This window comes from Streptomyces afghaniensis, from assembly GCF_044327915.1.
GTDB lineage: Bacteria > Actinomycetota > Actinomycetes > Streptomycetales > Streptomycetaceae > Streptomyces > Streptomyces afghaniensis.
In genome coordinates, this window is sequence record NZ_JBIRGJ010000001.1 from 1376559 (window position 1) to 1399738 (window position 23180).

19 protein-coding genes and 1 tRNA gene are annotated in these 23180 nt (G+C 72.1%); 12 read left to right on the forward strand and 8 right to left on the reverse strand.

Translation table 11 applies throughout. The features are described from left to right. Positions 1-80 precede the first annotated feature (80 nt). From ACH4G3_RS05835 to ACH4G3_RS05855, 5 genes are read left to right on the forward strand one after another with little or no spacing between them, the layout of a single operon-like run. Entirely contained in the window at positions 81-1100 is a 1020-nt protein-coding gene (locus ACH4G3_RS05835) for a sugar ABC transporter substrate-binding protein (protein WP_397623259.1), read from the forward strand. After that, positions 1100-2176 (forward strand): ABC transporter permease, encoded by a 1077-nt coding sequence (locus ACH4G3_RS05840; protein ID WP_397623260.1) that lies wholly within the window; start codon positions 1100-1102, stop codon positions 2174-2176. Before ACH4G3_RS05835 ends, ACH4G3_RS05840 begins: the two co-directional genes overlap by 1 nt. Before the next feature lie 5 nt (positions 2177-2181). Then, on the forward strand, positions 2182-3093 hold the full coding sequence (locus ACH4G3_RS05845) for an ATP-binding cassette domain-containing protein (RefSeq protein ID WP_397623261.1): 912 nt from the start codon (positions 2182-2184) through the stop codon (positions 3091-3093). Between the two features lies 1 nt (position 3094). Then, positions 3095-3997, forward strand: a complete 903-nt coding sequence (locus ACH4G3_RS05850; protein ID WP_397623262.1) for a sugar phosphate isomerase/epimerase family protein — start codon at positions 3095-3097, stop codon at positions 3995-3997. 22 nt (positions 3998-4019) lie between these two features. Beyond that, positions 4020-5039, forward strand: a complete 1020-nt coding sequence (locus ACH4G3_RS05855) for a Gfo/Idh/MocA family protein (RefSeq protein ID WP_397623263.1) — start codon at positions 4020-4022, stop codon at positions 5037-5039. Between the two features lie 40 nt (positions 5040-5079). Here ACH4G3_RS05855 and ACH4G3_RS05860 read toward each other — a convergent pair whose 3' ends face one another. The 4 genes from ACH4G3_RS05860 to ACH4G3_RS05875 all read right to left on the reverse strand — a co-directional run bounded on the left by ACH4G3_RS05860 (position 5080) and on the right by ACH4G3_RS05875 (position 9142). Next, positions 5080-6096 (reverse strand): Gfo/Idh/MocA family protein, encoded by a 1017-nt coding sequence (locus ACH4G3_RS05860; RefSeq protein WP_397623264.1) that lies wholly within the window; start codon positions 6094-6096, stop codon positions 5080-5082. Further along, on the reverse strand, positions 6093-7097 hold the full coding sequence (locus tag ACH4G3_RS05865) for a Gfo/Idh/MocA family protein (RefSeq protein ID WP_397623265.1): 1005 nt from the start codon (positions 7095-7097) through the stop codon (positions 6093-6095). The genes ACH4G3_RS05860 and ACH4G3_RS05865 overlap by 4 nt, the downstream gene beginning before the upstream one ends. Before the next feature lie 103 nt (positions 7098-7200). Continuing rightward, positions 7201-7977, reverse strand: a complete 777-nt coding sequence (locus tag ACH4G3_RS05870) for an SDR family oxidoreductase (protein WP_397623266.1) — start codon at positions 7975-7977, stop codon at positions 7201-7203. Between the two features lie 7 nt (positions 7978-7984). Continuing rightward, on the reverse strand, positions 7985-9142 hold the full coding sequence (locus ACH4G3_RS05875; RefSeq protein WP_397623267.1) for a phytanoyl-CoA dioxygenase family protein: 1158 nt from the start codon (positions 9140-9142) through the stop codon (positions 7985-7987). 108 nt (positions 9143-9250) lie between these two features. On the opposite strand from ACH4G3_RS05875, the gene ACH4G3_RS05880 reads away from it, so the two are divergent. Together ACH4G3_RS05880 and ACH4G3_RS05885 are read left to right on the forward strand one after the other, a co-directional pair. Then, positions 9251-10285, forward strand: a complete 1035-nt coding sequence (locus ACH4G3_RS05880) for a LacI family DNA-binding transcriptional regulator (protein ID WP_397623268.1) — start codon at positions 9251-9253, stop codon at positions 10283-10285. 75 nt (positions 10286-10360) lie between these two features. Continuing rightward, positions 10361-10972 (forward strand): TMEM175 family protein, encoded by a 612-nt coding sequence (locus ACH4G3_RS05885; protein ID WP_397623269.1) that lies wholly within the window; start codon positions 10361-10363, stop codon positions 10970-10972. 43 nt (positions 10973-11015) lie between these two features. Here the strand turns inward: ACH4G3_RS05885 and ACH4G3_RS05890 are convergent, their stop codons facing one another. After that, entirely contained in the window at positions 11016-12179 is a 1164-nt protein-coding gene (locus ACH4G3_RS05890; protein WP_397623270.1) for a Gfo/Idh/MocA family protein, read from the reverse strand. 110 nt (positions 12180-12289) lie between these two features. Here ACH4G3_RS05890 and ACH4G3_RS05895 point away from each other — a divergent pair, with 110 nt between their 5' ends. The 3 genes from ACH4G3_RS05895 to ACH4G3_RS05905 all read left to right on the forward strand — a co-directional run bounded on the left by ACH4G3_RS05895 (position 12290) and on the right by ACH4G3_RS05905 (position 13905). Beyond that, positions 12290-13288 (forward strand): LacI family DNA-binding transcriptional regulator, encoded by a 999-nt coding sequence (locus ACH4G3_RS05895; protein ID WP_397623271.1) that lies wholly within the window; start codon positions 12290-12292, stop codon positions 13286-13288. Between the two features lie 181 nt (positions 13289-13469). Continuing rightward, positions 13470-13766 (forward strand): hypothetical protein, encoded by a 297-nt coding sequence (locus ACH4G3_RS05900; RefSeq protein WP_397623272.1) that lies wholly within the window; start codon positions 13470-13472, stop codon positions 13764-13766. Between the two features lie 65 nt (positions 13767-13831). After that, positions 13832-13905, forward strand: a tRNA-Pro gene (locus tag ACH4G3_RS05905). An 85-nt stretch (positions 13906-13990) separates the two neighbouring features. Here ACH4G3_RS05905 and ACH4G3_RS05910 read toward each other — a convergent pair. The 3 genes from ACH4G3_RS05910 to ACH4G3_RS05920 form a co-directional block, all read right to left on the reverse strand. Next, positions 13991-16048, reverse strand: coding sequence for a serine/threonine-protein kinase (locus ACH4G3_RS05910; protein ID WP_397623273.1), 2058 nt, complete (start codon positions 16046-16048; stop codon positions 13991-13993). A gap of 298 nt (positions 16049-16346) precedes the next feature. Next, positions 16347-17717 (reverse strand): HEXXH motif domain-containing protein, encoded by a 1371-nt coding sequence (locus tag ACH4G3_RS05915; RefSeq protein WP_397623274.1) that lies wholly within the window; start codon positions 17715-17717, stop codon positions 16347-16349. Continuing rightward, positions 17714-18946, reverse strand: a complete 1233-nt coding sequence (locus tag ACH4G3_RS05920; RefSeq protein WP_397623275.1) for an FxsB family cyclophane-forming radical SAM/SPASM peptide maturase — start codon at positions 18944-18946, stop codon at positions 17714-17716. The genes ACH4G3_RS05915 and ACH4G3_RS05920 overlap by 4 nt, the downstream gene beginning before the upstream one ends. A gap of 258 nt (positions 18947-19204) precedes the next feature. On the opposite strand from ACH4G3_RS05920, the gene fxsA reads away from it, so the two are divergent. Together fxsA and fxsT are read left to right on the forward strand one after the other, a co-directional pair. Then, a complete protein-coding gene (gene fxsA / locus ACH4G3_RS05925; RefSeq protein WP_397623276.1) occupies positions 19205-19399 on the forward strand; it encodes an FxSxx-COOH cyclophane-containing RiPP peptide in 195 nt (64 codons plus the stop codon). A 123-nt stretch (positions 19400-19522) separates the two neighbouring features. Then, the gene (gene fxsT, locus ACH4G3_RS05930) at positions 19523-23149 is read left to right on the forward strand and encodes an FxSxx-COOH system tetratricopeptide repeat protein (RefSeq protein ID WP_397623277.1); all 3627 of its coding nucleotides are present in this window, start codon (positions 19523-19525) and stop codon (positions 23147-23149) included. Positions 23150-23180 lie beyond the last annotated feature (31 nt).

Sequence of the window (23180 nt, forward strand, 5' to 3'; positions counted from 1 at the left end):
CCGTAAGGCTCCGGGACCACGGATCCCTCTGTGATCCCCTCCCCTTTCCCCCGCAGTAGCACAGTGAGGTGCCAGGAAAGATGGACCGCTCTTCTCACCCCCGCTCCCGCCGAATCGCGCCGGTTGTCGCCGTTGCCGCGGCAGCGGCCCTGACCCTCGCCGGCTGCTCCAGCAGTTCCGGGGGCAAGAAGTCCGAGGAAGGCGCCGCGAACGCCTCCGCCGGCAAGGCGACCACGCCCCGCATGACCGTCGCCCTGGTCACCCATCAGGCGCCCGGTGACACCTTCTGGGACACCGTGCGCAAGGGCGCCGAGGCCGCCGCCGCCAAGGACAACATCAAGCTGGTCTACTCCGCCGACCCGAACGCGGGCAACCAGGCCAACCTGGTCCAGAACGCGATCGACCAGAAGGTCGACGGCATCGCCGTCACGCTCGCGAAGCCCGACGCCCTCAAGGGCGTCATCGGCAAGGCCGAGAAGGCCGGCATACCCGTGGTCGGACTCAACTCCGGCCTCAGCGACTGGAAGAAGCTCAACCTGCTGGAGTTCTTCGGCCAGGACGAGTCCGTGGCCGGCGAGGCCTTCGGCAAGAAGCTCAACGAGGTCGGCGCCAAGCACGCCCTCTGCGTCGTCCAGGAGCAGGGCAACGTCGGCCTGACCCAGCGCTGCGACGGTGTCGAGAAGACCTTCGAGGGCAAGCTCGACACCCAGAACGTCAACGGCACCGACATGCCCTCCGTGAAGTCGACGATCACCGCCAAGCTGAAGCAGGACCCGTCCATCGACTACGTCGTCACGCTCGGCGCCCCCTTCGCGCTGACCGCCGTGCAGTCGGTCGGCGACGCCGGCAGCAAGGCGAAGGTCGCCACCTTCGACCTCAACAAGGACCTCATCAAGGGCATCAAGGACGACTCCATCCAGTTCGCCGTCGACCAGCAGCCCTACCTCCAGGGCTACCTGGCCGTCGACGGCCTGTGGCTCTACAAGAACAACGGCAACTACAGCGGCGGCGGCGAGCAGCCCGTGCTGACCGGCCCGGCCTTCGTCGACAAGTCCAACGTCGACAAGATCGGGGAGTTCGCCGCGAAGGGCACCCGGTGATGAGCATGACCCAACAGGCCACGCCGGCGGTGGACACGCCGCCGGCCCCCGGCCAGAAGCAGTCCGACGGCCGGACCCGGCAGCGCCCCCTGGCGCTGCGGCTGCTCGCCCGGCCGGAGGTCGGCGTCTTCCTCGGCGCCGTCGCCGTGCTCGTGTTCTTCCTGTTCGCGGCACCGCCGGTACGCGACGGCAGCTCGATGGCCAACATCCTGTACCAGTCGTCGACCATCGGGATCATGGCGCTGCCCGTGGCCCTGCTGATGATCGGCGGCGAGTTCGACCTGTCGGCCGGTGTCGCCGTGGTCACCTCGGCGCTCACCGCGTCGATGCTGAGCTACCAGCTGACCATGAACGTCTGGGTCGGCGTGATCGTCGCCCTGCTCGTGTCGCTCGCCATCGGGGCGTTCAACGGCTGGCTGCTGGTCAAGACCGGGTTGCCCAGCTTCCTGGTCACCCTCGGCACCTTCCTGATCCTCCAGGGCGTGAACCTCGCCGTGACCAAGCTGGTCACCGGCAACGTCGCCACGGACGACATCAGCGACATGGACGGCTTCTCCCAGGCGCAGAAGATCTTCGCCTCGACGTTCACCGTCGGCGGGGTCAACGTCAAGATCACCGTCGTCTGGTGGCTGGTCTTCGCTGCCCTGGCCACCTGGGTGCTGCTGCGCACCAAGTACGGCAACTGGATCTTCGCGGTCGGCGGCAACAAGCACTCCGCCCGGGCCGTCGGTGTCCCGGTGACCTTCACCAAGATCTCCCTGTTCATGCTGGTCGGCTTCGGCGCCTGGTTCGTCGGCATGCACCAGCTGTTCTCCTTCAACACCGTGCAGTCCGGCGAGGGCGTGGGCCAGGAGCTCATCTACATCGCCGCGGCCGTCATCGGCGGCTGTCTGCTGACCGGTGGCTACGGCTCCGCGATCGGCCCGGTCTTCGGTGCCTTCATGTTCGGCATGGTGCAGCAGGGCATCGTCTACGCCGGCTGGAACCCGGACTGGTTCAAGGCCTTCCTCGGCGTGATGCTCCTCGGCGCCGTCCTCATCAATCTGTGGGTCCAGCGCACGGCGACCCGGAGGTGACCGCAATGACCAGCAACGAAACCGGCACCCACGGGGCCGTCCTGAAGGACACGCCGCCCGCGGAGGACCGAGCCCTCGTCGAACTCCGCGGCGCCGGCAAGTCCTACGGCAACATCCGCGCCCTGCACGGCGTCGACCTGAAGGTCTTCCCCAACCAGGTCACCTGCGTCCTCGGCGACAACGGCGCCGGCAAGTCCACCCTCATCAAGATCATCTCGGGGCTGCACCAGCACACCGAGGGCGAGTTCCTCGTCGACGGCGAGCCGGTGCGCTTCTCCACCCCGCGCGAGGCCCTCGACAAGGGCATCGCCACGGTCTACCAGGACCTCGCCGTCGTCCCGCTGATGCCGGTGTGGCGCAACTTCTTCCTCGGCTCCGAGATGACCAAGGGCCCCTGGCCCGTCCGCCGTCTCGACATCGAGAAGATGAAGAAGACCGCGGACGAGGAACTGCGCAACATGGGCATCGTCCTCGACGACATGGAACAGCCCATCGGCACGCTCTCCGGCGGCCAGCGCCAGTGTGTCGCCATCGCCCGCGCCGTCTACTTCGGCGCCCGCGTCCTCATCCTGGACGAGCCGACCGCAGCCCTCGGCGTCAAGCAGTCCGGTGTGGTGCTGAAGTACATCGCCGCCGCCCGCGAGAAGGGCCTCGGCGTCATCTTCATCACCCACAACCCGCACCACGCCTACATGGTCGGCGACCACTTCAGCGTGCTGCGCCTGGGCACCATGGAACTGTCCGCCTCCCGCAGCGAGGTCAGCCTCGAGGAGCTGACCAACCACATGGCCGGCGGCACCGAACTGGCTTCTCTCAAGCACGAGTTGTCCCAGGTGCGCGGCGTCGACGTCGAGGAGCTCCCCGAAGAGGGAGACCTCACCGCCCCCGTAGCCACGTCTTCGGAAGGAAAGTCCTGACATGGCCCTCGCGCTCGACCGCATCCGGGTCGGCTCCGCCCCCGACTCCTGGGGCGTCTGGTTCCCCGACGACCCCCAGCAGGTGCCCTGGGAACGCTTCCTCGACGAGGTCGCCGAGGCCGGCTACTCGTGGATCGAACTCGGCCCGTACGGCTACCTGCCGACCGACCCGGCCCGGCTCACCGACGAGGTGACCAAGCGGAACCTGCGGGTCTCCGCCGGCACGATCTTCTGCGGCCTGCACCGCGGACCGTCCGAGTGGGACTCCACCTGGGAGCAGGTCAGCCGGGTCGCCGCCCTCACCCAGGCCATGGACGCGAAGCACCTGGTCGTCATCCCGTCCTTCTGGCGGGACGACAAGACCGCCGAGATCCTGGAGCCGCCGGAGCTCACCACCGAGCAGTGGCGCAACCTGACCACGGGCATGGAGCGCCTCGGCCGTGAGGTGAAGGACAGGTACGGCCTGGACATCGTCGTCCACCCGCACGCCGACACCCACATCGACACCGAGGAGCACGTCGAGCAGTTCCTCGACTCGACCGACTCCGACGCGGTCAACCTCTGCCTGGACACCGGCCACTACGCCTACTGCGGCGGCGACAGCGTCAAGCTGATCGAGACGTACGGCGAGCGCATCGGCTATCTGCACCTCAAGCAGGTCGACCCGGAGATCCTCGCCGACGTGGTCAGGAACGAGATGCCGTTCGGCCCCGCCGTGGCACGCGGAGTCATGTGCGAACCGCCCGCCGGTGTGCCCGAGCTGGGTCCGGTGCTCACGGCCGCCCAGAAGCTGGGCGTGGACCTGTTCGCCATCGTCGAGCAGGACATGTACCCCTGCGAGCCGGACAAGCCGCTGCCGATCGCGGTGCGCACCCGCAAGTTCCTGAGGTCCTGCGGCGCCTGACGACCCGAAAGGACGGACGGCCATGACTGAGCGCGCCACCCTGGGAGTCGCGGTCATCGGTACCGGAAGGATGGGCGCGGACCATGTGCGCCGCATCCACGAAGTCATCAGCGGAGCACGGGTGGTCGCCGTCGCCGATGTCGACGCGGAGCGCGCGAAGGCCGTCGCCGCCCGCGTCGACGGCTGCAGCGCCCACACCGACCCGGCCGCCGCCATGGCGGCGGACGACGTCGACGCCGTCCTGATCGCCTCCCCGGGCCCGGCCCACGAGGCCACGCTGCTCGCCGCCTTCGAGCGCGATCTGCCCGTCCTGTGCGAGAAGCCGCTCACCCCTGACGCGGCCTCCGCCCTGCGCGTCCTGGAAGCCGAACTGCGCCTCGGCCACCGCCGTGTCCAGGTCGGCTTCATGCGCCGCTACGACCCCGAGTACGCGAAGCTGAAGGCCCTGCTGACGACGGGTCAGCTGGGCCGTCCGCTGATGCTGCACAACCGGCACCGCAACGTGGCCAGTCCGCCCTTCTTCACCAGCTCCATGCTCATCAGCGACTCCGTCGCCCACGAGGCGGACGTGACCCGCTGGCTGCTGGGGCACGAGATCACGGCGGTCACGGTCCTGCGCCCGGCCCCCTCCGCCAACGCCCCCGACGGACTGCGCGATCCGCAGTTCGTCGTCTTCGAGACCGACGGCGGCGCCCTCTCCGACGTGGAGATCTTCGTCAACTGCGGCTTCGGCTACCAGGTCCAGGCCGAGGTGGTCTGCGAACGCGGCACCGCCCGTATCGGCGACGGCCACGCCCTGGTCACCAACATGGCCGGCCGCTGGGGCGGCACCATCGCCCAGGACTGGACCGACCGCTTCGAGGCGGCCTACGACCGCGAGATCCAGACCTGGGTCGACGCCACCCGCCGCGGCGAGGTCACAGGCCCAAGCGTCTGGGACGGTTACGCCGCCGCCGCGGTGTGCGAGGCGGGGGTACGGGCGCTGGAGGACGGCGGCCGGGTCGAGGTCGAACTGGTCGGGAAGCCCGCGCTGTACGCGTGAACGGGCCGGGGGGCGTACCCCCGGCCCGCTCGGCGTGTTCTCAGATCCCGGTGCGGGGCCGGGGCCCGAACCCGGCCGCCCTGTAACAGTCGTCGATGAGCCGCATCGTCGCCACCGCGTCGTCCGCGTCCAGCGGCAGCCCCGCACCGTCTCGCACCCGGGCGGCGAACGCCTCCAGCTGGTACGTGTACGACGAGCGCGTCCCGAGGTGCTCCGTGCGTTCGCCCTCCGGGGTGCGCACCACGATCCGGTCGTCCATCTGGGGCAGCACGAAGTTCGGGGCCGTCGCCTCGCCCCGGGAGCCGGTGATCCGGATGCTCATCTCCAGCCCGTCGTAGGCCATGTGGCAGCGGGCCGAGCCGGTCGCGCCGCCGGGGAACTCCAGGTCGGCGTCCAGCCACTCGTCGACCCCGGGCGCACCCGCGCGCTCCCCGCCCCGGGCACCGGCCAGGCGCGGTGCGCCGCCCGCCCAGGGGGCGAGCATCCGCAGCGCGTGCAGGCTGTAGCAGCCCAGGTCCATCAGGGCGCCGCCGGCCAGCGGCAGCGACCAGCGAGGGTCGGTGTCCGGCGGGGCGGCGATGGCGACCATCGCCTCCACGTGCCGCAGTTCGCCGAGTTCACCCGAGTCCAGCAGCTCGTGCAGGCGGCGGGTGACCGGGTGGAAGAGGTAGTGGAAGCCCTCCATGAAGACCGTCCCGGCCTTCGCGGCGGCTTCCCGTACCTCCGCCGCCTCCTGCGCGTTGCTCGCCGACGGCTTCTCCGACAGCACGTGCTTGCCCGCCGCGAGAGCGGCCAGGTTCCAGGGGCCGTGCAGGCCGTTGGCGAGCGGGTTGTAGACGGCGTCGATCTCGGGATCGGCCACCAGTTCGGCGTACGAACCCGCCACCCGCTCCACGCCGTGCTCCTGCGCGAACGCCTCGGCGCGGGAGCGGTCGCGGGCGGCCACCGCGACGAGGCGGTGGCCGGTCGCCCGGGCCGGGTCGATCAGCGAGCGTTCGGTGATCCGCGCGGCTCCCAGTACGCCTATGCGCAGGGGTTCCCGGCCCTGGTCGCTCATGCCTGCCGTACCTCCTCGATGGTCACGGGACGGTGCTCGTGCAGCGACAGTGTGCACGCCTCGGCGATCCAGCCCGCCTCCAGGGCGTCCTCGATCGTGCAGGGGGAGGGGCGGGTGCCGGCGACGACCTCGGTGAACGCGGTCAGTTCGGCGCGGTAGGCCTCGGTGAAGCGGTCCATGAAGAAGTCGTGCGGGGTGCCTGCCGGGAAGGTCACGCCCGGCTCGACCGAGCGCAGCGGCAGCTTGTCCTCCAGGCCGACGGCGATGGAGTCCGTGAAGCCGTGGATCTCCATGCGGACGTCGTAACCACGGGCGTTGTGGCGGGAGTTGGACACCACGGCGATCGTGCCGTCGTCCAGGGTGAGGATCGCGCCGGTGGTGTCGGCGTCACCGGCCTCCTTGATGAAGTCGGCCCCGCGGTTGCCGCCCACGGCGTACACCTCGGTCACCTCGCGGCCGGTCACCCAGCGGATGATGTCGAAGTCGTGCACCGAGCAGTCGCGGAAGATGCCGCCGGAGGCGGCGATGTAGGCGGCGGGCGGCGGCGCCGGGTCGAGCGTGGTCGAGCGGACCGTGTGCAGCGTGCCGAGCTCGCCGCTCTGCACGGCGGCGCGGGCGTTGACGAAACCGGTGTCGAAACGGCGGTTGTAGCCGATCTGGATGGGCACGCCCTTGCCCTGGACGGCCTTCAGCACCTCGACGCCCTCGCCCATGGTCTTGGCGACGGGCTTCTCGCAGAAGACCGGGATGCCGGCCTCGACCCCGGCCAGGATCAGCGCGGGGTGGGCGTCGGTCGCGGCCGCGACGACGATGCCGTCCACGCCGGCGGCCAGCAGGGCCTCCGGCGAGTCCACGACCTCGGCGCCGAACCGCTCGGCGGCGGCCTTGGCGGCGTCCGCGAACGGGTCGGTGACGACGAGCGACTCGACGGCGTCGAGCCCGGAGAGGGTCTCGGCGTGAAAGGCGCCGATGCGGCCGAGGCCGAGGATTCCGATACGCATGGGGTGTTGCTCCTTGATGTGTAGCGCCCCATAGGGGCGCGGGGAACTGCGCGACCAGCCACAACGGCGCCGCACACGACCAACGACAAAGCGCGGCAGATCCTTAGTCGAGTCCTCCGAGCACGTTCTGATCCCAATCGATCACCGATCCGGTGACCACCCCGGACCGCTCCGACAGCAGAAACACGACAAAGTCGGCGATCTCATCCGGCTGGCCCAACTTGCCCATCGGCAACTTCGCCGCAGCCTCCTCACGCCAGTCGTCCCCGGCCCCGTGGAACGCCTTCTGCGTGGCGTCCTCACCCTCCGTCGCCGTCCACCCGATGTTCAGCCCGTTGATCCGCACCCGGTCCCACCGGTGCGCGTGCGCGGCGTTGCGGGTCAGGCCGATCAGGCCGGCCTTCGCGGCGACGTACGGCGCCAGGAACGGCTGTCCGCCGTGCGCCGACGAGGTGATGATGTTGACGACCGTGCCGGGCGCCTGACGCGCGACCATGTCCGCGACCGCCGCCTGCATCGCGAAGAACGGCCCCTTGAGGTTGATCGCGATGTGCTGGTCGAACAGCTCGGGCGTGGTGTCCAGCAGCGTCCCCCGGGAGGTCAGCCCGGCGGAGTTCACCAGGCAGTCGACGCGGCCGTACTCCTCCACGACCCGGGCCACGGCGGCCTTCGCCTGCCCGGCGTCCGACAGGTCGGCCCGGACGTACAGGGCCTTGCCGCCCACGGCGGTCAGCTCCTCCACCAGGGCCTCGCCGGGTTCGGGGCGCCGCCCGGTGACGGCCACGACCGCCCCCTCGCGGACCGCGGCCCGCGCGACGGCGGCACCGACCCCCTGACTGCCGCCGTTGACCAGGACGATCTTGTCGTCGAGAAGTCCCACGAGTTCCTCAGCTCTCTCGCCGTTCGGTACCGGCCCGCAGCTCCGCGCGGAGTACCTCCGGCGTCCACTCCTCGTACAGGGCCCGCCGCACGAGATCCGCCTGCGAGGGCGGGGCCAGGCCGTCGACCGGCGGGTCGCTGTCGAGGTTGGTCGGGAAGGGGTAACCCTCGGCGCTCGCCGCGATGACGTTGGCCAGCCACGCGTCGCTCGCGCCCTCGGCCTTCCGCTTCAGCAGCACGGGGTACACCGCGTTCGCCACGGCCTCCCGGTCCACCGTCTCCATCGCCCGCCCGAACGCGGACGACACCTGCAGCAGGTTGGCCATGCGCCGGATGTCCGCCGAGCGGTTGGTGCCGGCGGCGTGGAAGAGGGCCGGGTTGAAGAAGACCGCGTCGCCCTTCGCGAGGGGCAGCTGCACCTGGTGCGCCTCGAAGTAGGCCCGGAACTCGGGGAGCCGCCAGGCGAGATAGCCCGGCTCGTACTTCTGCGAGTGCGGCAGGTACATCGTCGGCCCGGACTCCACCGGCATGTCGCAGTGTGCGACCGCACCCTGGAGGGTCAGCACGGGGGAGAGGCGGTGCACGTGCCCGGGGTAGGCGGCGGCGACCTCGTTGGACAGGAAGCCCAGATGGTAGTCGCGGTGCGCGGTCTGGGCGGCGCCGCCCGGATTGACCACGTTGAGCTGCGAGGTGACCTGGTAGCCGGGGCCCAGCCAGGCCGTCGCCACGAGGGCGAGAACGTCGTTGGCGTAGTAGTCGGCGAACGCCTCCGCGTCGTACAGGGCGGCCTTCTCCAGCGCGTTCCACACCCGGTCGTTGGCGCCCGGCTTCGCGAAGTGGTCACCGGCCGTCGCGCCCGAGGCGCGCTGCTCGGCGATCAGGGCGTCGAACACGGCGGTGGCCCGGTCCACGACCTCCGGGTCGGGAAAGGCGCCGCGGAACACGACGATGCCGGGCCCGTCGGCGAGCGCACGCACCAGCTCGGCCTGGACCACCCGGTCGCCTTCGAGCAGGCCGGTGTCGTAGACCGGCACGTTCCCCTCCACGGCCGAGGCGTGCGGATAGTCGACGGAGTCGGTCGCCTGCTCGACCAGCGCGCGGAACGCGTCGAGGTCGCAGTCCTGCTCGGACAGCCAGGCGCGGCGGTGTACGGAAGTGAAGGACATCGTCGTCCCTTCGGGGTCACGGAGCGACGCAGCCCTGTCATTCTTGTCAGTACAAACCCCTCGAACAACCAGCAGCGAGCCATCAAAAACCCCTCAAGGAGCCGGCGCATGGGCCACCCCTTCCCGATCCGGGAGATCGCACGTCAGGCGGGCCTGAGCGAGGCGACCGTCGACCGGGTCCTGAACGGCAGGGGAGGCGTGCGGGAGAGCACGGCCCGGGAGGTGCGCCAGGCCATCGCCGACCTGGACCGGCAGCGCACCCAGGTCCGGCTGGTCGGCCGGACGTTCATGGTCGACATCGTGATGCAGGCGCCCGAGCGCTTCACCACCGCGATCCGCGCCGCCCTGGAGGCTGAGCTGCCGTCCCTGCACCCGGCGGTGCTGCGCTCCCGCTTCCACTTCCGCGAGACCGGCCCGGTAGGGGAGCTCGTGCGGATCCTGGACCGGATAGCCCGGCGCGGCTCGCAGGGCGTGATCCTCAAGGCCCCGGACGTCCCCGAGGTCACCGCCGCCGTCGGACGCCTCGAAGCCGCCGGCATCCCGGTCGTGACCCTGGTGACCGACCTGCCCGCCAGCGCCCGCCGCGCCTACGTCGGCATCGACGACCGGGCGGCGGGCGCCACGGCCGCGTACCTGGCGGGCCAGTGGCTGGGGGAGCGCCCGGGCAACATCCTGACCAGCCTCAGCAGCGGTTTCTTCCGCAACGAGGAGGAGCGCGAGATGGGATTCCGCAGCGCCATGCGGGCCCGGCACCCCGAGCGCACCCTGGTCGAGATCGCCGAGGGGCAGGGGCTGGACGCCACCCAGTACGACCTCGTCCGGGCCGCGCTGGAACGGGACCCGGACATCCGAGCCGTGTACTCGATCGGCGGCGGCAACATCGCCACGCTGCAGGCCTTCGACGACCTCGGCCGCGAGTGCGCCGTGTTCATCGCGCACGACCTGGACCACGACAACACCCGGCTGCTGCGCGCGCACCGCCTGTCCGCCGTGCTCCACCACGACCTGCGCCAGGACGTGCGCGAGGCCTGCCACACGGTCATGCGGGCGCACGGCGCGCTGCCGCCGGCCGGGCCGACGCTGCCGTCGGCGATCCAGGTGGTGACGCCGTACAACATGCCGCCGCAGGCGACGGCCGTGTGAGCCGGGGCGGTGTCGCGGGCGGGAGCCCGGCGTGTATCCGGAACGCCGTGCGCCACGGCCCCTACCGTCGACCTCATGTGGACATCGCGCCCGGACGGCGGGCCGGACCGGTTGCTGACGCTCGCCGACGGCGTGTTCGCCATCGCCATCACGCTGCTGGTCCTGGACCTCTACGTCCCGCGGGACCTGGACGCGGACAGGTATCGGGAAGCCCTGCACCAGCTGCTCCCGGACCTCGGGGCCTACGCGCTCAGCGTCGCGGTGCTCGGCAGTTTCTGGCGCGACCACCGCAGGATCTTCCGTGACGTACGGGAGGTGGACGGACACGTGATCATCCTGTCCCTCACCGGCCTGGGTGTCGCGGCCCTGGTGCCCTTCCCGACCAGGCTGCTCGCGGAGTACGGCGACGTGCCCGTGTCGGTCGCCGTCTACGCCGCGGCGGTCGCCGCGCTCGGCGCCTGCCACCTGGCACTGGCGGCCGTCCTGGCCAAGCGCCCGTGGCTCCGCGACGGCACTCGCTCCGACACCGGCAGCACGCCCTACCTCCTGGAGAGCGCCACGCTGGTGGTGGTGTTCGCCGTGACCGTCCCGCTGGCCCTGGCGGCCGGGGCCGCGGCCATGTGGCTGTGGCTCGTCCTCGTCCCGGTGAGGTACGTCCTCGACCGCCGCCTCCAGAAGGCCGGCTGAACGTCCGGCCCCGAGCCCGCCCGGAAAGAAGGCCGGCTGAACCTCACGTCCCCGCGGCCACCTCCGCCCAGGCGCCGCTCGACGCCGACCGCGCCATCGCGTCCAGGGCGGCCGCACTGTGCACGGCGTCCGCCAGGGTCGCCCCGTGCGGGGTGCCCTCGGCGACCGACCGGAGGAAGCGGTACGCCTCGATGACCTTCAGGTCGTCGTACCCCATGGCGTTCGCCGCGCCGGGCTGGAACGCGGCGAACTCGCCGTGGCCCGGGCCGACGTACACCGTCGTCACGGCCTGGTCCTGGTACGTCGTCCCGCGGCTGATCCCCAGCTCGTTCATGCGGCGGAAGTCCCAGAACACCGCGCCCTTGGTGCCGTGCACCTCGAAGCCGTAGTTGTTCTGCTCGCCGACCGAGACCCGGCAGGCCTCCAGCACACCGCGCGCCCCGGAGGCGAAGCGCAGCAGGCAGTTGACGTAGTCCTCGTTCTCGACCGGGCCGAGTTCGCCGCCCGAGGCGCGGCTGTGGCCCGCCGTCGCCCCGGTGGGACGGGCCCGCTCCGGCAGGAAGATCGCCGTGTCGGCCGTCAGGGACGTGATGTCGCCCAGCAGATGACGGGCCAGGTCCGCGCCGTGCGAGGCGAGGTCGCCCAGCACGCCGCTGCCGCCCCGCTCCCGCTCGTACCGCCACGTCAGCGCGCCCTCGGGATGGGCCGCGTAGTCGCTGAACAGCCGGATACGGACATGCGTGACCGTGCCGATCTCCCCCGAGGCGATCAGCTCGCGGGCCGCCTCGACGGCGGGCGCGTTGCGGTAGTTGAAGCCGACGGCGCCCTGCACACCCGCCTTGGCCACCGCGTCCGCCACCGCACGGGCGTCCTCGGCGGTCAGACCCACCGGCTTCTCGATCCAGATGTGCTTGCCCGCCTCCGCCATGGCGACGCCGATCTCGCGGTGCAGGAAGTTCGGCGCGGTGATGCTGACCGCCTGCACCCGGGGGTCGGCGGCCACCTCGCGCCAGTCACGCGTGGTCGAGGCGAACCCGAACTGCGCGGCGGCCTCCGCCGCCCGGCCCGGCACCTCCTCGGCGACCGTGACCAGCTCCGGCGCGAGGGGCAGCTGCGGATAGTGGTGCCGCACGCGCGCGTACGCCTGGGTGTGCACCCGCCCCATCCAGCCGAAACCGACGACGGCGACGCCGAGCGTGTCCACCATGAGAGCCCCTCTTTGGACCGTTCCAGAACCTTCCAGCCCACCCTGGGCGCCGTTTCCCGTCGCTGTCAACCCTTTGACAAGGCGACGACCCCCATGGAACGGTCCATCTCATGAGACCGCCGACCATCCGCGACGTTGCCGAACGGGCCGGCGTCTCCAAGTCGCTGGTCTCCCTGGTGCTGCGCGGTTCCGACCAGGTACGCCCCGAGAAGCGGGAGGCCGTGCTCCGTGCCGCCCAAGAGCTCGGCTACCGGCCCAACGCCGCCGCGCGCAGCCTCAGCGAGCAGCGCACCCGTACGGTCGGCGTCCTGCTGAACGACCTGCGCAACCCCTGGTTCGTCGACCTCCTAGACGGCCTGAACTCCCTCCTGCACGCAAGCGGCCTGCAGATGCTGCTCGCCGACGCCCGCCTCAACCGCCGCATCGGCCAGGACCCGGCCGACCCGCTCCTGGACCTGCGCGTCGACGGCCTGGTCGTGGTCGGCACCCTGCCCGACCCGGCGGCCCTCGGGGCGGTCGCCGAGCGGATCCCGGTCGTGCTGGCCGGCTCGCGCGAACCGGCGCCGCCGGGCGTCGACATCGTGGCGGGCGACGACGAGCGGGGCGCCCGCCTGGTCGCCGAGCACCTGATCGGCCTCGGGCACCGCCGTATCGCGCACATCGCGGGTTACGGCGCGGTGGGCGAGCTGCGGCGCAGCAGCTTCGAGGCGACGATGCGCCGGCACGGCCTCGCGGACCAGGTGGTGGTCGAGCCGAGCGACATGACCGAGGAGGGCGGCTACCGCACGACCGTCCGGCTGCTCAGCCGCCCCGAGCGGCCCACGGCCGTCTTCGCTGTCAACGACATCGCCGCCATCGGCGTGCTCTCGGCCGCCGAGGAACTGGGGCTGCGCGTCCCGCGCGACCTGTCCGTCGTCGGATACGACAACACGAGCATCGCCCGGCTGCGCCACGTGTGGCTCACGACGGTCGACAACACGAGCCACGAGGTCGGCCGCCGCGCGGCCCGCTGTCTCCTGGAGCGCTTCGAAGGCCCCTGTGGAGAGGGCCGGGTCCAACTCGCCACGCCCACCCTGGAGATCCGGGGATCGACGGCGCCGGCGCCGTGATCGCGCCCCTAGCTCAGAGGTTGGTCGTCGTGACAGGCACACACTGAAAGGGCTCCTGACGCCCTTCTCAACCCCTATGCCGTGGTCGGGAGTTCCCTCCGACTAGCGTATTGTTTGCGGCATATGCCCGGGAGTTGAGGTGCGCGAGGCGAGCGATCGCGCAGGCGAAGGGGAACAGCACGTGGGCGAGACGCGGCACCGACCCGTCCGGCGAGCCGAACTGACCGGAGGTGCCGGCACGGCTCTCCTGGCCGTCGCGGCGTTCGCGGGCCATGCCACCAAGGCGGGGCTCCCCTGGTGGGCCGTTCTCGCCGTCGCCGTCTCGACAGCAGGCCTCGCCGGCTGGACCGGTGCCCACCTCGGTCGCGGGCGACGGCCCTGGGAGGAATCCACGGAGTTCGGTGAGCAGGTCCTCGGCTCGCACCCGCTCCCCACTCCACACCCCGAGCGCCTGCCGTCCCAGGGACCGCGAGGCTGAGCCCCGCCCTCACATGCGGTAGGGTTGACCTGCGTGATCACGCGGTTCACCCGGGTGGGACGCGACGGGACGTGGCGCAGCTTGGTAGCGCACTTGACTGGGGGTCAAGGGGTCGCAGGTTCAAATCCTGTCGTCCCGACTGTGCGGTAACGCAGGTCGCAGGCCGTTCTCTCATCGATGAGAGAACGGCCTTTCGTGTGTTGGGGGCGTGGTGGTCGCGGCACTCAAGGGGTGCAGATGCCCGAGCCGACGAACTGGCGCGTACCGGTGTACGCGTCGTTGACGGCGACGGCCCACCGTGTGTAGTTCCAGCTCTTGTTGCTGTTGAACTCGTCGGTGAGTTTGCGGCAGACCGCCTTTTCGACGGCGCCTTTGAAGTTGGACTGGGAAGCGCGGCTGGCGAATCGGCTGTTGGGGTCGTCGGTCCATACGTACGCGGCGCTTTCGACGGGGTCGAAGCCGAGGCTGATGCCGTCGTCGACCGTCAGCGCGTCCTCGTTCGTCTCGGCGGTGTTGGCGTTCCAGGTGGCGACGATGGCCTTGACGGCGGCGTCGGCGACGCGGATCTCCGCCTTGTCACTGCTGGGAATCTCAGCCGTTGCCATGCCGAACTCGTCCCCGTGCCACTGGCCGGCTGTCTCCGCGACGCAGCCGTCAGTGGCCTCTCCGAAGCCGAGGGCCGCCGCGTCGAGGTCACCGTCGGATGTCTTCCAGTGGACGGAGAATCGGCCGTAGGGCCAGGTGGCCGGGTCGTTCGCGAGGCGATGAGCGAGGGTCGAGCAGGCCGCCATCTCGCCGGCTCTGCGGAACACGTCCTGATGGTCCTCGGGCAACTGCGCGACCGGCCCACCGGTCACCAGCACGGTCTGGGCCCGCCGGTTGAAGGAGATGGCGGGCTGCATGAAGTCCATGTCCTTGGTCACCAGCATGGCCAGCATCCGGTCGTGGATCGTCTTCGCCGCGCCCCGTTCCTCAGGACTGTCGGCGGTGGTGCTCGATCGCCACTCGTCGGGATGCGGCTGAGTCTCCTCACCGGCACGGGTATAGGCGGGGTCGGGGACCCCGGCGAGAGGATCGGTCGGGATCCTGATCGTGCGTGGATCGGCCCCAGGCGCAGTGGTTTCGGCGGTCTTGCCGGACCCTGTGGTCGCGGAAGTGGTGAGTGGGGCGGGCTGTCCGGTGGGCGATGCCGAAGGAGCGGCTCCCTCGGACGTGAGGTTCGCGTCCCCACGGTCGCCACTGTTGTGGAAGGTGACGAAGCCGGCGGTGACGGCAGCGGCGACGACCGCCGTGGTGACGGCCGTGACGAGCGCGCGCTTGCGAAACGCCGAAGCCGGGAGGTGCCAGACGGGGTCCGCCACGCCGGGCAGGCTCCACTCGGCGGTGAGGCGATCACTGACGCCCCCGGGCTCAGGCCCGGCGTCGGCGCCGAGAACCTGGGTCGCCTGGCCGGCCAGGATCCGCGCGCATTCCGCTGCTGCCGCATCGGCACTGATGCGCTCGGCAGGGCTCTTCGCGAGTGCCTTCGTCAGAGGTTCGCGCAGTTCGTCGGGGAGGCCGTCGAGTTCGGGTTCCCCGGACATGACACGGTAGGCGACAACGTCGGGAGCTCCCGTCCCGAAGGGCAAGCGTCCCGTGGCGGCGTAGGCGACCAGCGTGCCCCAGGCGAACATGTCGCCCTCGGGGCCTGCGGTACCGGTGCGGTAGTGCTCCGGGCTGATCCAACCGGGGGTGCCGGTCATGACACCGGTTCGGGTCACGGAGGTGCCGTCAGTGGCATGGGCGATGCCGAAGTCCAGGACCCGGGGGCCGGCCGGGGTGAGGATGACGTTCTGCGGCTTCACATCCCGGTGCACGACACCGGCGGCGTGGATGGCGGCGAGGGCCTGGGCGGTGCCCGTGGCGAAGGCGTAGAGGGTGCCACCGGTGAGCGCGCCGTGGGCGGCGACATGCTGGTCGAGGGTTGGCCCGGGGGCGTAGGCGGTGGCCAGCCAGGGGTTCTCCGCATCCGGGTCTGCCGCGAGGAGGGGGATCAGGCACGGCCCCTGCACGCGGGCGGACAGCTGGACCTCTCTGCGAAAGCGGGCCCGGAACTCGGGGTCCGCGGCGTACGCGGGGTGAATCACCTTCACCGCGACGCGGAGACCGGCTGGATCGAGACCGGCGTGAACGGTACCCATGCCGCCCGAGCCGAGACGGCCGATGACCCGGTAGGGGCCGACCCGCTTCGGGTCACCGGAGCGGGCAGGCTGTACCCGCGCTTCTACGCGAGCGATGCTCACAGGGTGTTCGTTCTCCTTCTGCGGTGGAGCGCCATGAGACCGGACGCACACCCGTGAACGGAGTCCCCCAGCTCAGTAAATGGGATGATACGGCAGACTGCCATAGCAAGTAGGGCAGTTCGCCGCATCGTCATCGCCAGGACGTTTCATGGAGCGGCCCGGCGGCGCAGGGCTCATCGGAGCGATTCCAGTCGGCCTCGTCCCAGCGCGGCGCGCAGGTGATGGACGAACGGCTCGTTCCCGTGGAGCGCCAACCAGGCCTCGGCCGCGGGGCGACATGGCGGAAGTCGTGCGGGCTTCAGATCGGCTGCGCCTCCGGCACCCTGTTGCGGAGGGCCCACTCCGCGCGGTGCTCGGCGGCCAGGGCCAGGCCCCGGCGGTGGGCCTCGGCCGGGACCGGCAGCCGGCACAGGGCGTCGAGCGTGTTCAGCATCGTCTCCGCGAAGTGCTGCCCCAGTGCCGTGAGGCGGCCCGAGGACAGCAGGACCTCCGTGGCCTCCCGGGCGCCCGCGCGCCAACGCGCGAACTGGGCGTGCGCCCGGGCGAGTTCCTCGGGGTCCTGCTCCACGGCCCGGTGCCGGTTCCAGAACTGCGCCACCCCGAGGTGCGCGTACGCCCCGTGGAACAGACCGAGGAGGGGCCGGGGATCCGGACGCCAGGGCGCGTAGTAGCGCTCGTCGCCACCGGGCTCGAACAGGTCGAAGAGGTGCAGGACTGCGGCGAACTTGCTGTGCTGCAACTCATGCGCGAGGGACAGGGCGAGAGCACGGCCGGTGCGCGGCCGGGACAGTGCCATGGAGCCGAACGCCTCCGCGCTGCTGCCGCTGAAGCTGCCCGTGCGGCCGAGGGGCACCAAGGTGCGTGGGCCGACGGCGAGTTCCGCACAGGTCTCCGGGTGGTGGGCCCGCAGCAGCCGGCAGGCCTCCCGGGCCGTGGACTCCCACCAGTGCAGATCGTCCGCCGTCAGACCCAGCGGCCGCTCGGGCACCCCGGGGAAGCGCAACGGGTCCACATCGTCCAGGAGCAGGGGCGCGCCGGTGTCCAGCACGACGAGCCGGTGCGCCGCCCGCCACCGTCCTGATGACTCGTACGGCGCCTTCGGCACGGCCACAGGGCCGGGCTCGCGGCCCCGCCCCGCGACGTCGAGCCGGGCCGCACCGGCGGCATCGATCTCCACCTCGGCCAGGTCGCCCGGCCCGGCACCGCAGAAGCGGGCGCCGCCGAGCGAGGGCAGGAAGACCTGGTCCGTCGTCAGGGGCCACCGCACCCGTGCGGACACCCTCGCGCGGACCGCGGCCGCCGCGGCGAGGGAGCTGAACCAGTGGACCGGCAGCTCACCCACCGCCCCGGCCTCGGCCTCACCCTCGACGACGCGGTCCAGCCGGGCCAGCAGGCCGGTCAGCGCGGTGCCCGCCGACGGATGCGCGAGTACCGCCGACACCGCCCGGGGGTCGGTCCGTTGGGCGGCCGCGAGGAGCTCCCAGGCCTGCCCGGCCGCCTCGGCCACGCCGCCACCGATCTCACGGGCGGTCTCCGTGACCGCGTGCGCGCAGGCCAGACGGCGGCTGTACTCGGCGCGGGCGAGCAGGTCCAGGGCCTCGGCCCCGCCGCCGCCGGTGGCGAGCGCGGTGAAGAGCCTGCCGGGCACACGGATCGGCACGGGCCTCATGCCGCTTCCGCCGGGCCACTGCGCAGCCGGTCCAGGTCCCCGGCGAGCCGCTCCCTGACCCGCACGATCAGCGCGGCCAGGTCGGCGCAGTAGACACTGGGGTTGGCGAACCCGGTGGCCGGACGGTAGCGGTTGGCGTAGTGGCCGCCCCCGCACACCCTCAAGAGCCGGCAGTCGCGGCACTGCGCGGACAGGCCGTCGGCACCCCACTGGCGGGCCGCGACGCCCGGATGGCGCAGCAGCGCGTCGAAGGAGTCACGCCCGACGTGCAGGCCGGTCCGCGCGGCGCCGTGATAGGCGGTGCGCAGCGTGTCGTCCTGGGCGAGCGCGCCGTCCGTCTCCACCACGGCGTACCGCACGGGCGCCAGGCCCAGTGCCTCCGTCTCCGGGGCGCCGCCCAGCAGCAGCGTCATCATGTCCTCGAGCAGCCGCACCCGGGTCTCCCGCAGCGGGGCCCCGTACCACCGCTCGAACACTCGCCACAGCCAGTCCGCGTACGGTGTGCCGGGCATGCCGGGCCGCAGTCCGGGCGGGGGAGTGTGCCAGTTGCCCTGCGGCAGCAGGAAGTCCACCGCGGGCGGACGGTACGTCAGCAGGTGCTCGTAGCAGCGCACGGGATCGTTGCGCAGGTCGATGGTGCACAACAGGCCCGCGAACAGCTCGCGGTGGGGCCCGTCGGCCAGCCGGTGCAGGGCGGCGGCGACCCGGGCGTGGCTGCCGCGTCCGTCGGCGCCACGGCGGTGCCGGTCATGTTGGGCGCGGTCGCCGTCCAGGCTGACCGAGACCCGGATGCCGTGCGCGGCGCACAGGTCGAGCCAGCGCTCGGTCAGCCGTACGCCGTTGGTCTGCAGCGCGAGGTGCAGCCGTACGCCCGGGCCGGCCGCGGCGCGCAGGACCGAGGCGGCCCGGCCGACGGCGGCTTCCCCGGCGAGCAGCGGCTCGCCCCCGTGCAGCACCACTCCGGCCTCGCGTATCCCGTGCGCCGCCAGGTGTTCGGCGATGCGCACGGCCGTGCGGTCCAGGGTCTCCGGCGCCATGGTGCGCGGCTGATCGCGCCAACTGCTGTCGTGCGAGCGGTACATGTAGCAGTACTGGCAGGCGAGGTCGCAGCGGCTGTGCACCTTCAGCACGAAGGAGTGGAACGGACTGGGCGCCCATCCGGCCGCTTCCCGCGCCGCGACGTCGGCCGCGACCGGCCACGGTGGCTCCGCATGGCGCAGTCGATTCATACGTACCCCCCGGTTCGCATGCCGACCGGCCCGGTGCCCGCCCGGCCGGCCCACGCCATTTGGCTCAGTATTCGGCGCCGGTGACAGACCGTCAACATCGAGATTCCGTCGTCCGGGCCGCCACCGCCCGAAAGTAGCCGTTTTCCCGGGCCGCCCCGTGGGGACGTCAACACTGGACACGACGTCCCCGGACACGGAGGCGCAGGCGTTCGGGGCCGCCGCGAACGGCGGTCCGTCGGGCACCGCGGAGGATGGGCCATGGCAGAGCTCGAACAAGCGGGTGCCGAGCAGGGCGAGGCGACCCTGGAGTCCGTCGTGCTGGACCTCACCGACGTGCCGCTGGACGACGTCGCCGCACTGCCGTCCTCGGTGCTCGGGGAGACCCTGCGCCGGCTGCGGACGGGGCGTACCCCGGGCGACCCCTTCGTCACCGGGTTCAGCGAGAGCCAGTGACCGGCTCCGGGCGCGGACACCCCCTAGCGCGAAACCGCCTGATCAGGGGCAACCCGCCCTATACTGACCGTCCCTGACTGTCGTGCCCCACCGTCCAGCACCTGCCGTCGAAGCGGAGTGGCCATGCCCGACACCCACGCAGCCGACCGCCCGGGACGGTTCGCCCTCTTCTGCTCCACCGCGGAGAACCTCGGCGTCAGTACGACCGTGCGCAACGTCGCGGACCTGCTGGCCGCGGGCAACCGCAGCGTCCTGATCGTGGACGGCCGCGCCACGGGCACGCCGGAGGGGACACCGACGCCCGAGCCGGAGCCCGGGCGGATCGCCCTCGTGGCACGACCGGAAGCGGCGTCCCTCCTCGCCCTCGCCTCGGACGCCACCGCGCTGCGCTACGACCACGTCCTCGTCGAGGCCCCGCTGCCCGACGCGCCCGGAGCACCGCCCGAGGGCAGGCTCGGCTCGCTGGCCGACTCGCTGGTGCTCTGCTTCGCCATGACGGCCTGGTCCATCGACGGTGCCGCCGCCCTGGCCGAGCAGATGAGCGGCGGCCGCTCCGGCCGGCCCGTACGCCTCATGGCCCTCGGCCTGAAGAGCAACGTCGAGTCGCACGACCGGCTGCGCGGCGCCCGCGAACGGGTGCGCCGCAAGTTCGGCCCCCTCACGCGGACCTCCCGCACGGCCGAACTCGCCTTCCTGGAGATCCCGTACAACCCGCTCTACCTGGACACCCGGCAGCTCGCCGTGGAGAGCGAGCCGGAAGGCTCCGTGACCGGACTGCGCCCCTACTACGAGCGGCTCGCCGACTGGCTGCGCAACCGGCGGCCGGTACCGCTCAGCCGGGTCACCATCGTCCACTCCCAGCGCCACGCCCCCTGGGCCGCCTGGCTGGAGGACCAGTTCCGGCGCGGCGGCATCCGCACCGAACTGCGCGCCCAGGACGCCTACTCCGGCGACCGGCCCGCTCCCGGCACGGCCCTGCTGTTCCTCTCCCCGGCGGACATGGACCACGCCGCGCTGGCCCAGCTCGCCGCACTGTCCCACCCCGACGTCCGGATCGTGCTGGCCGACGAGCCCTTCCCCGACCCCGGGGCCGCCCACCACGAGCGCATCGACCTGCGCGGGACCGACGAGGACGAGGCCCTGCGGCGGCTGTGGTCCGGACTCGGCCTCGGCACCCCGCCCCCGGCGGACGGCACCCCCGGCCCCCGGTTCCCGCGGCTGCCCGCCGTGACCAACGTGGCCCCCCGCTACAGCGGTTTCGTCGGCAGGGACGACGTCCTCGGCGCGCTGCTGGAGGAACTGCACGCGGCCGGCCGGGACCGCAGCCCGCTGGTCGTGCACGCCGCGAGCGGCTGGGGCAAGAGCGAGACCGTCCGGGAGCTGTGCCACCGTTTCGGCTCCGCCTACGACGTGGTCTGGTGGGTGCGCTCCTGGGAGATCCCGCGCGCCCGCCGCGGCCTGAACCGGCTCGCCGGCCGGCTGGACCTGGTCACGACGGGCGACGGCGCCTCCCCGGAGCTGTTCGACCACCTCTCCCGCACCGACACCCAGAGCTGGCTGCTCGTCTACGACGGGGCCGAAAGCCCCGACGGGCTGCGGGAGTTGCTACCCACCCCGCACACCCGCGGGCACGTACTGATCACCAGCCGCACCGCTCCGGCCACGGCCGGCATGGCGGCCTTCGCCCTGCCGCCCATGTCGCCCGCCGAGTGCCGGGCCGTCCTGGCGGAGCAACTCGCGGAGATCGACGAGGACCAGGCCCAGCGCGTCGGACAGGTCGTGGGCTTCGTCCCGCTCGCCGTACGCATCGCCGCCCTCTGCCTCGCTGAGCGTGCCGCGGCACACCGGCGCGACGACAGCATGAGCGAGAGGGCCGCCGCCCGGGCGGCCGTCGCCCATCTCCTCGCCGAGTACCGCACCGCCCAGCAGGCCCTGCTCGAACGCGAGAGCGCGGCCCCGCCCGTGACGGTCATGGTGCAGGTGGCCCGGCAGACGGTGCTGCACACGCCGGGCGCCGCCGCCTGGCGTGCCGAGAGCCGCACCAGCGACGCCCTCGGCTGGCTGCTGAACGCGGCGTCCCTGCTCACCGGGCGCGGCATGGGGCTGGAACTGCTGCGGTCGAGACGCATCCTCGCGGAACTGTCCCGCGACGGTACGACGGCCCGGAACCCCGGCGCGCCCCGGCCCCCGGCCGACACCCGGCTGCCCGACGAGCACATGGTGAGCGTCGCCCTGTGGGCCCTGTCCCGGGTCGGCCTCCTGGACGTCGACTTCGACCGGCCCGAGCAGCCACTCGGACAGCACCACGCCGTACGGGACGCCGTCCGCGCCGGCATGGAACCGGCCGAGCGCGCCCACATCGAGCAGGTGCTGCGCGGCACCCTCGCCGAGTTCACCCCGGACGAGGACCGCGGCCTGTCCGCCGACTGGGCGCGCGAGGTGTACTCGCTGCGGCTGTGGGAGGACCGCCGCCCACGGGTCCGGCGTTCCCTGCTGCGCCACCTCAACGCCCTGAGCCAGCGCGGCGAGACCGCCGACCTGGCCCGTCTGCTCGACATCTCCGACCGCGCACGGGCCGCCTGGCGCCCGGAGGGCGACGACCCGTCGCCGGAGTACCTGCGCCTGCTCAACCTCACCGCCCGAGCCCACCGCCTCGACGGCGACTACGAACAGGCCCGCCGGCTGGCCGAACAGGCCCTGCGCGGCCACCGCAGACTGCTGGGCCCGCTGCATCCGAGAACGCTGCTGTCCGCCGACTCCTACGGTGCCGTCCTGCGCTCCCTCGGCAGGTTCTCCGACGCGCTGTTCCAGGCCCGCCCCGTGCTGGAGGGCCTGACACTGCTGCTCGGCCCGCAGCACCGCGCCACCGTACAGGCCGAGCACAACCTCGCGTTCACGGAGGCGCTGAGCGGCCGGGCACCCGACGCTCTGGCCCGGCTCCTCGCCCGGTTCCGCTACCGCCAGGCCGTCGGCGGCGAGGACGACCCGGCCGCCTGGCGGTTCGCCGACCTGCTCGCCTGGGTCTACCGGACGCTGGGCCGCGACGCGGAGTCCCAGGACCTGCTGCGCCAGTGGCTGCACCGGCACGGCGACGTCGCCACCGGCACCCGGCTGAGCATCGAACGCGGCCTGGCCATCAGCGAACGACGCATCACCTACAACTCCGCACGCCCGCACGAGACCGTCTACGGCTACGAGAAGGCCCTGGAGCGCGACCGGCGGGTGCTCGCCGAGTCCACCAGCCGGTTCGGCGCCGACCAGCTGGAGACCGTGCGCTGCCGCTTCAGCCTGGCGGCCGACCTGCACGCGCTCGGCAAACACGACGAGGCCGAACACGAGGCCCGCCGGTGCAGCCACGCGCTGGAGAGCACGCTCGGCGCCTGGCACCCCTACGCCGGGCTGGCCGGGGTCCGGCACGGGGTGTACCTGCGGGCCACGGGCGCCGTCGAGGAGGCCGAGGCCACCGGCAGGGCCGCGCTCAACCTCCTGGAGGACCGGCTCGGCGACAGCCACGCCTGGGTGTCCGCCGCGGAGAACTCCCTCGCGGCGACCCTCGCCGTGGCCGGGCGGACCGAGGAGGCCGTCACACTCGTCGAGCGGGCCCTGCGCCGTTTGCGGGACCTGGACATGGGGCATCGCCCCGACGGGCGGCGGGTGGGTGCCCACCACACCTGGCTCACCTCCCGGACCACCGGATCCACCCCACCGGCCAGGGACTTCGACATCGATCTGGAACTGCCCGGCATCTGAGCCCGGCATCAGGGCAGAGGATCCAGGCCCG

What these genes read in the sequence shown, in the direction of transcription:
- ACH4G3_RS05835 (WP_397623259.1), top strand. Translation starts at nt 81, where the DNA reads ATGGACCGCTCTTCTCACCCCCGCTCCCGCCGAATCGCGCCGGTTGTC.
- ACH4G3_RS05840 (WP_397623260.1), top strand. Translation starts at nt 1,100, where the DNA reads ATGAGCATGACCCAACAGGCCACGCCGGCGGTGGACACGCCGCCGGCC.
- ACH4G3_RS05845 (WP_397623261.1), top strand. Translation starts at nt 2,182, where the DNA reads ATGACCAGCAACGAAACCGGCACCCACGGGGCCGTCCTGAAGGACACG.
- ACH4G3_RS05850 (WP_397623262.1), top strand. Translation starts at nt 3,095, where the DNA reads ATGGCCCTCGCGCTCGACCGCATCCGGGTCGGCTCCGCCCCCGACTCC.
- ACH4G3_RS05855 (WP_397623263.1), top strand. Translation starts at nt 4,020, where the DNA reads ATGACTGAGCGCGCCACCCTGGGAGTCGCGGTCATCGGTACCGGAAGG.
- ACH4G3_RS05860 (WP_397623264.1), bottom strand. Translation starts at nt 6,096, where the DNA reads ATGAGCGACCAGGGCCGGGAACCCCTGCGCATAGGCGTACTGGGAGCC.
- ACH4G3_RS05865 (WP_397623265.1), bottom strand. Translation starts at nt 7,097, where the DNA reads ATGCGTATCGGAATCCTCGGCCTCGGCCGCATCGGCGCCTTTCACGCC.
- ACH4G3_RS05875 (WP_397623267.1), bottom strand. Translation starts at nt 9,142, where the DNA reads ATGTCCTTCACTTCCGTACACCGCCGCGCCTGGCTGTCCGAGCAGGAC.
- ACH4G3_RS05880 (WP_397623268.1), top strand. Translation starts at nt 9,251, where the DNA reads ATGGGCCACCCCTTCCCGATCCGGGAGATCGCACGTCAGGCGGGCCTG.
- ACH4G3_RS05885 (WP_397623269.1), top strand. Translation starts at nt 10,361, where the DNA reads ATGTGGACATCGCGCCCGGACGGCGGGCCGGACCGGTTGCTGACGCTC.
- ACH4G3_RS05890 (WP_397623270.1), bottom strand. Translation starts at nt 12,179, where the DNA reads ATGGTGGACACGCTCGGCGTCGCCGTCGTCGGTTTCGGCTGGATGGGG.
- ACH4G3_RS05895 (WP_397623271.1), top strand. Translation starts at nt 12,290, where the DNA reads ATGAGACCGCCGACCATCCGCGACGTTGCCGAACGGGCCGGCGTCTCC.
- ACH4G3_RS05915 (WP_397623274.1), bottom strand. Translation starts at nt 17,717, where the DNA reads ATGAGGCCCGTGCCGATCCGTGTGCCCGGCAGGCTCTTCACCGCGCTC.
- ACH4G3_RS05920 (WP_397623275.1), bottom strand. Translation starts at nt 18,946, where the DNA reads ATGAATCGACTGCGCCATGCGGAGCCACCGTGGCCGGTCGCGGCCGAC.
- fxsA (WP_397623276.1), top strand. Translation starts at nt 19,205, where the DNA reads ATGGCAGAGCTCGAACAAGCGGGTGCCGAGCAGGGCGAGGCGACCCTG.
- fxsT (WP_397623277.1), top strand. Translation starts at nt 19,523, where the DNA reads ATGCCCGACACCCACGCAGCCGACCGCCCGGGACGGTTCGCCCTCTTC.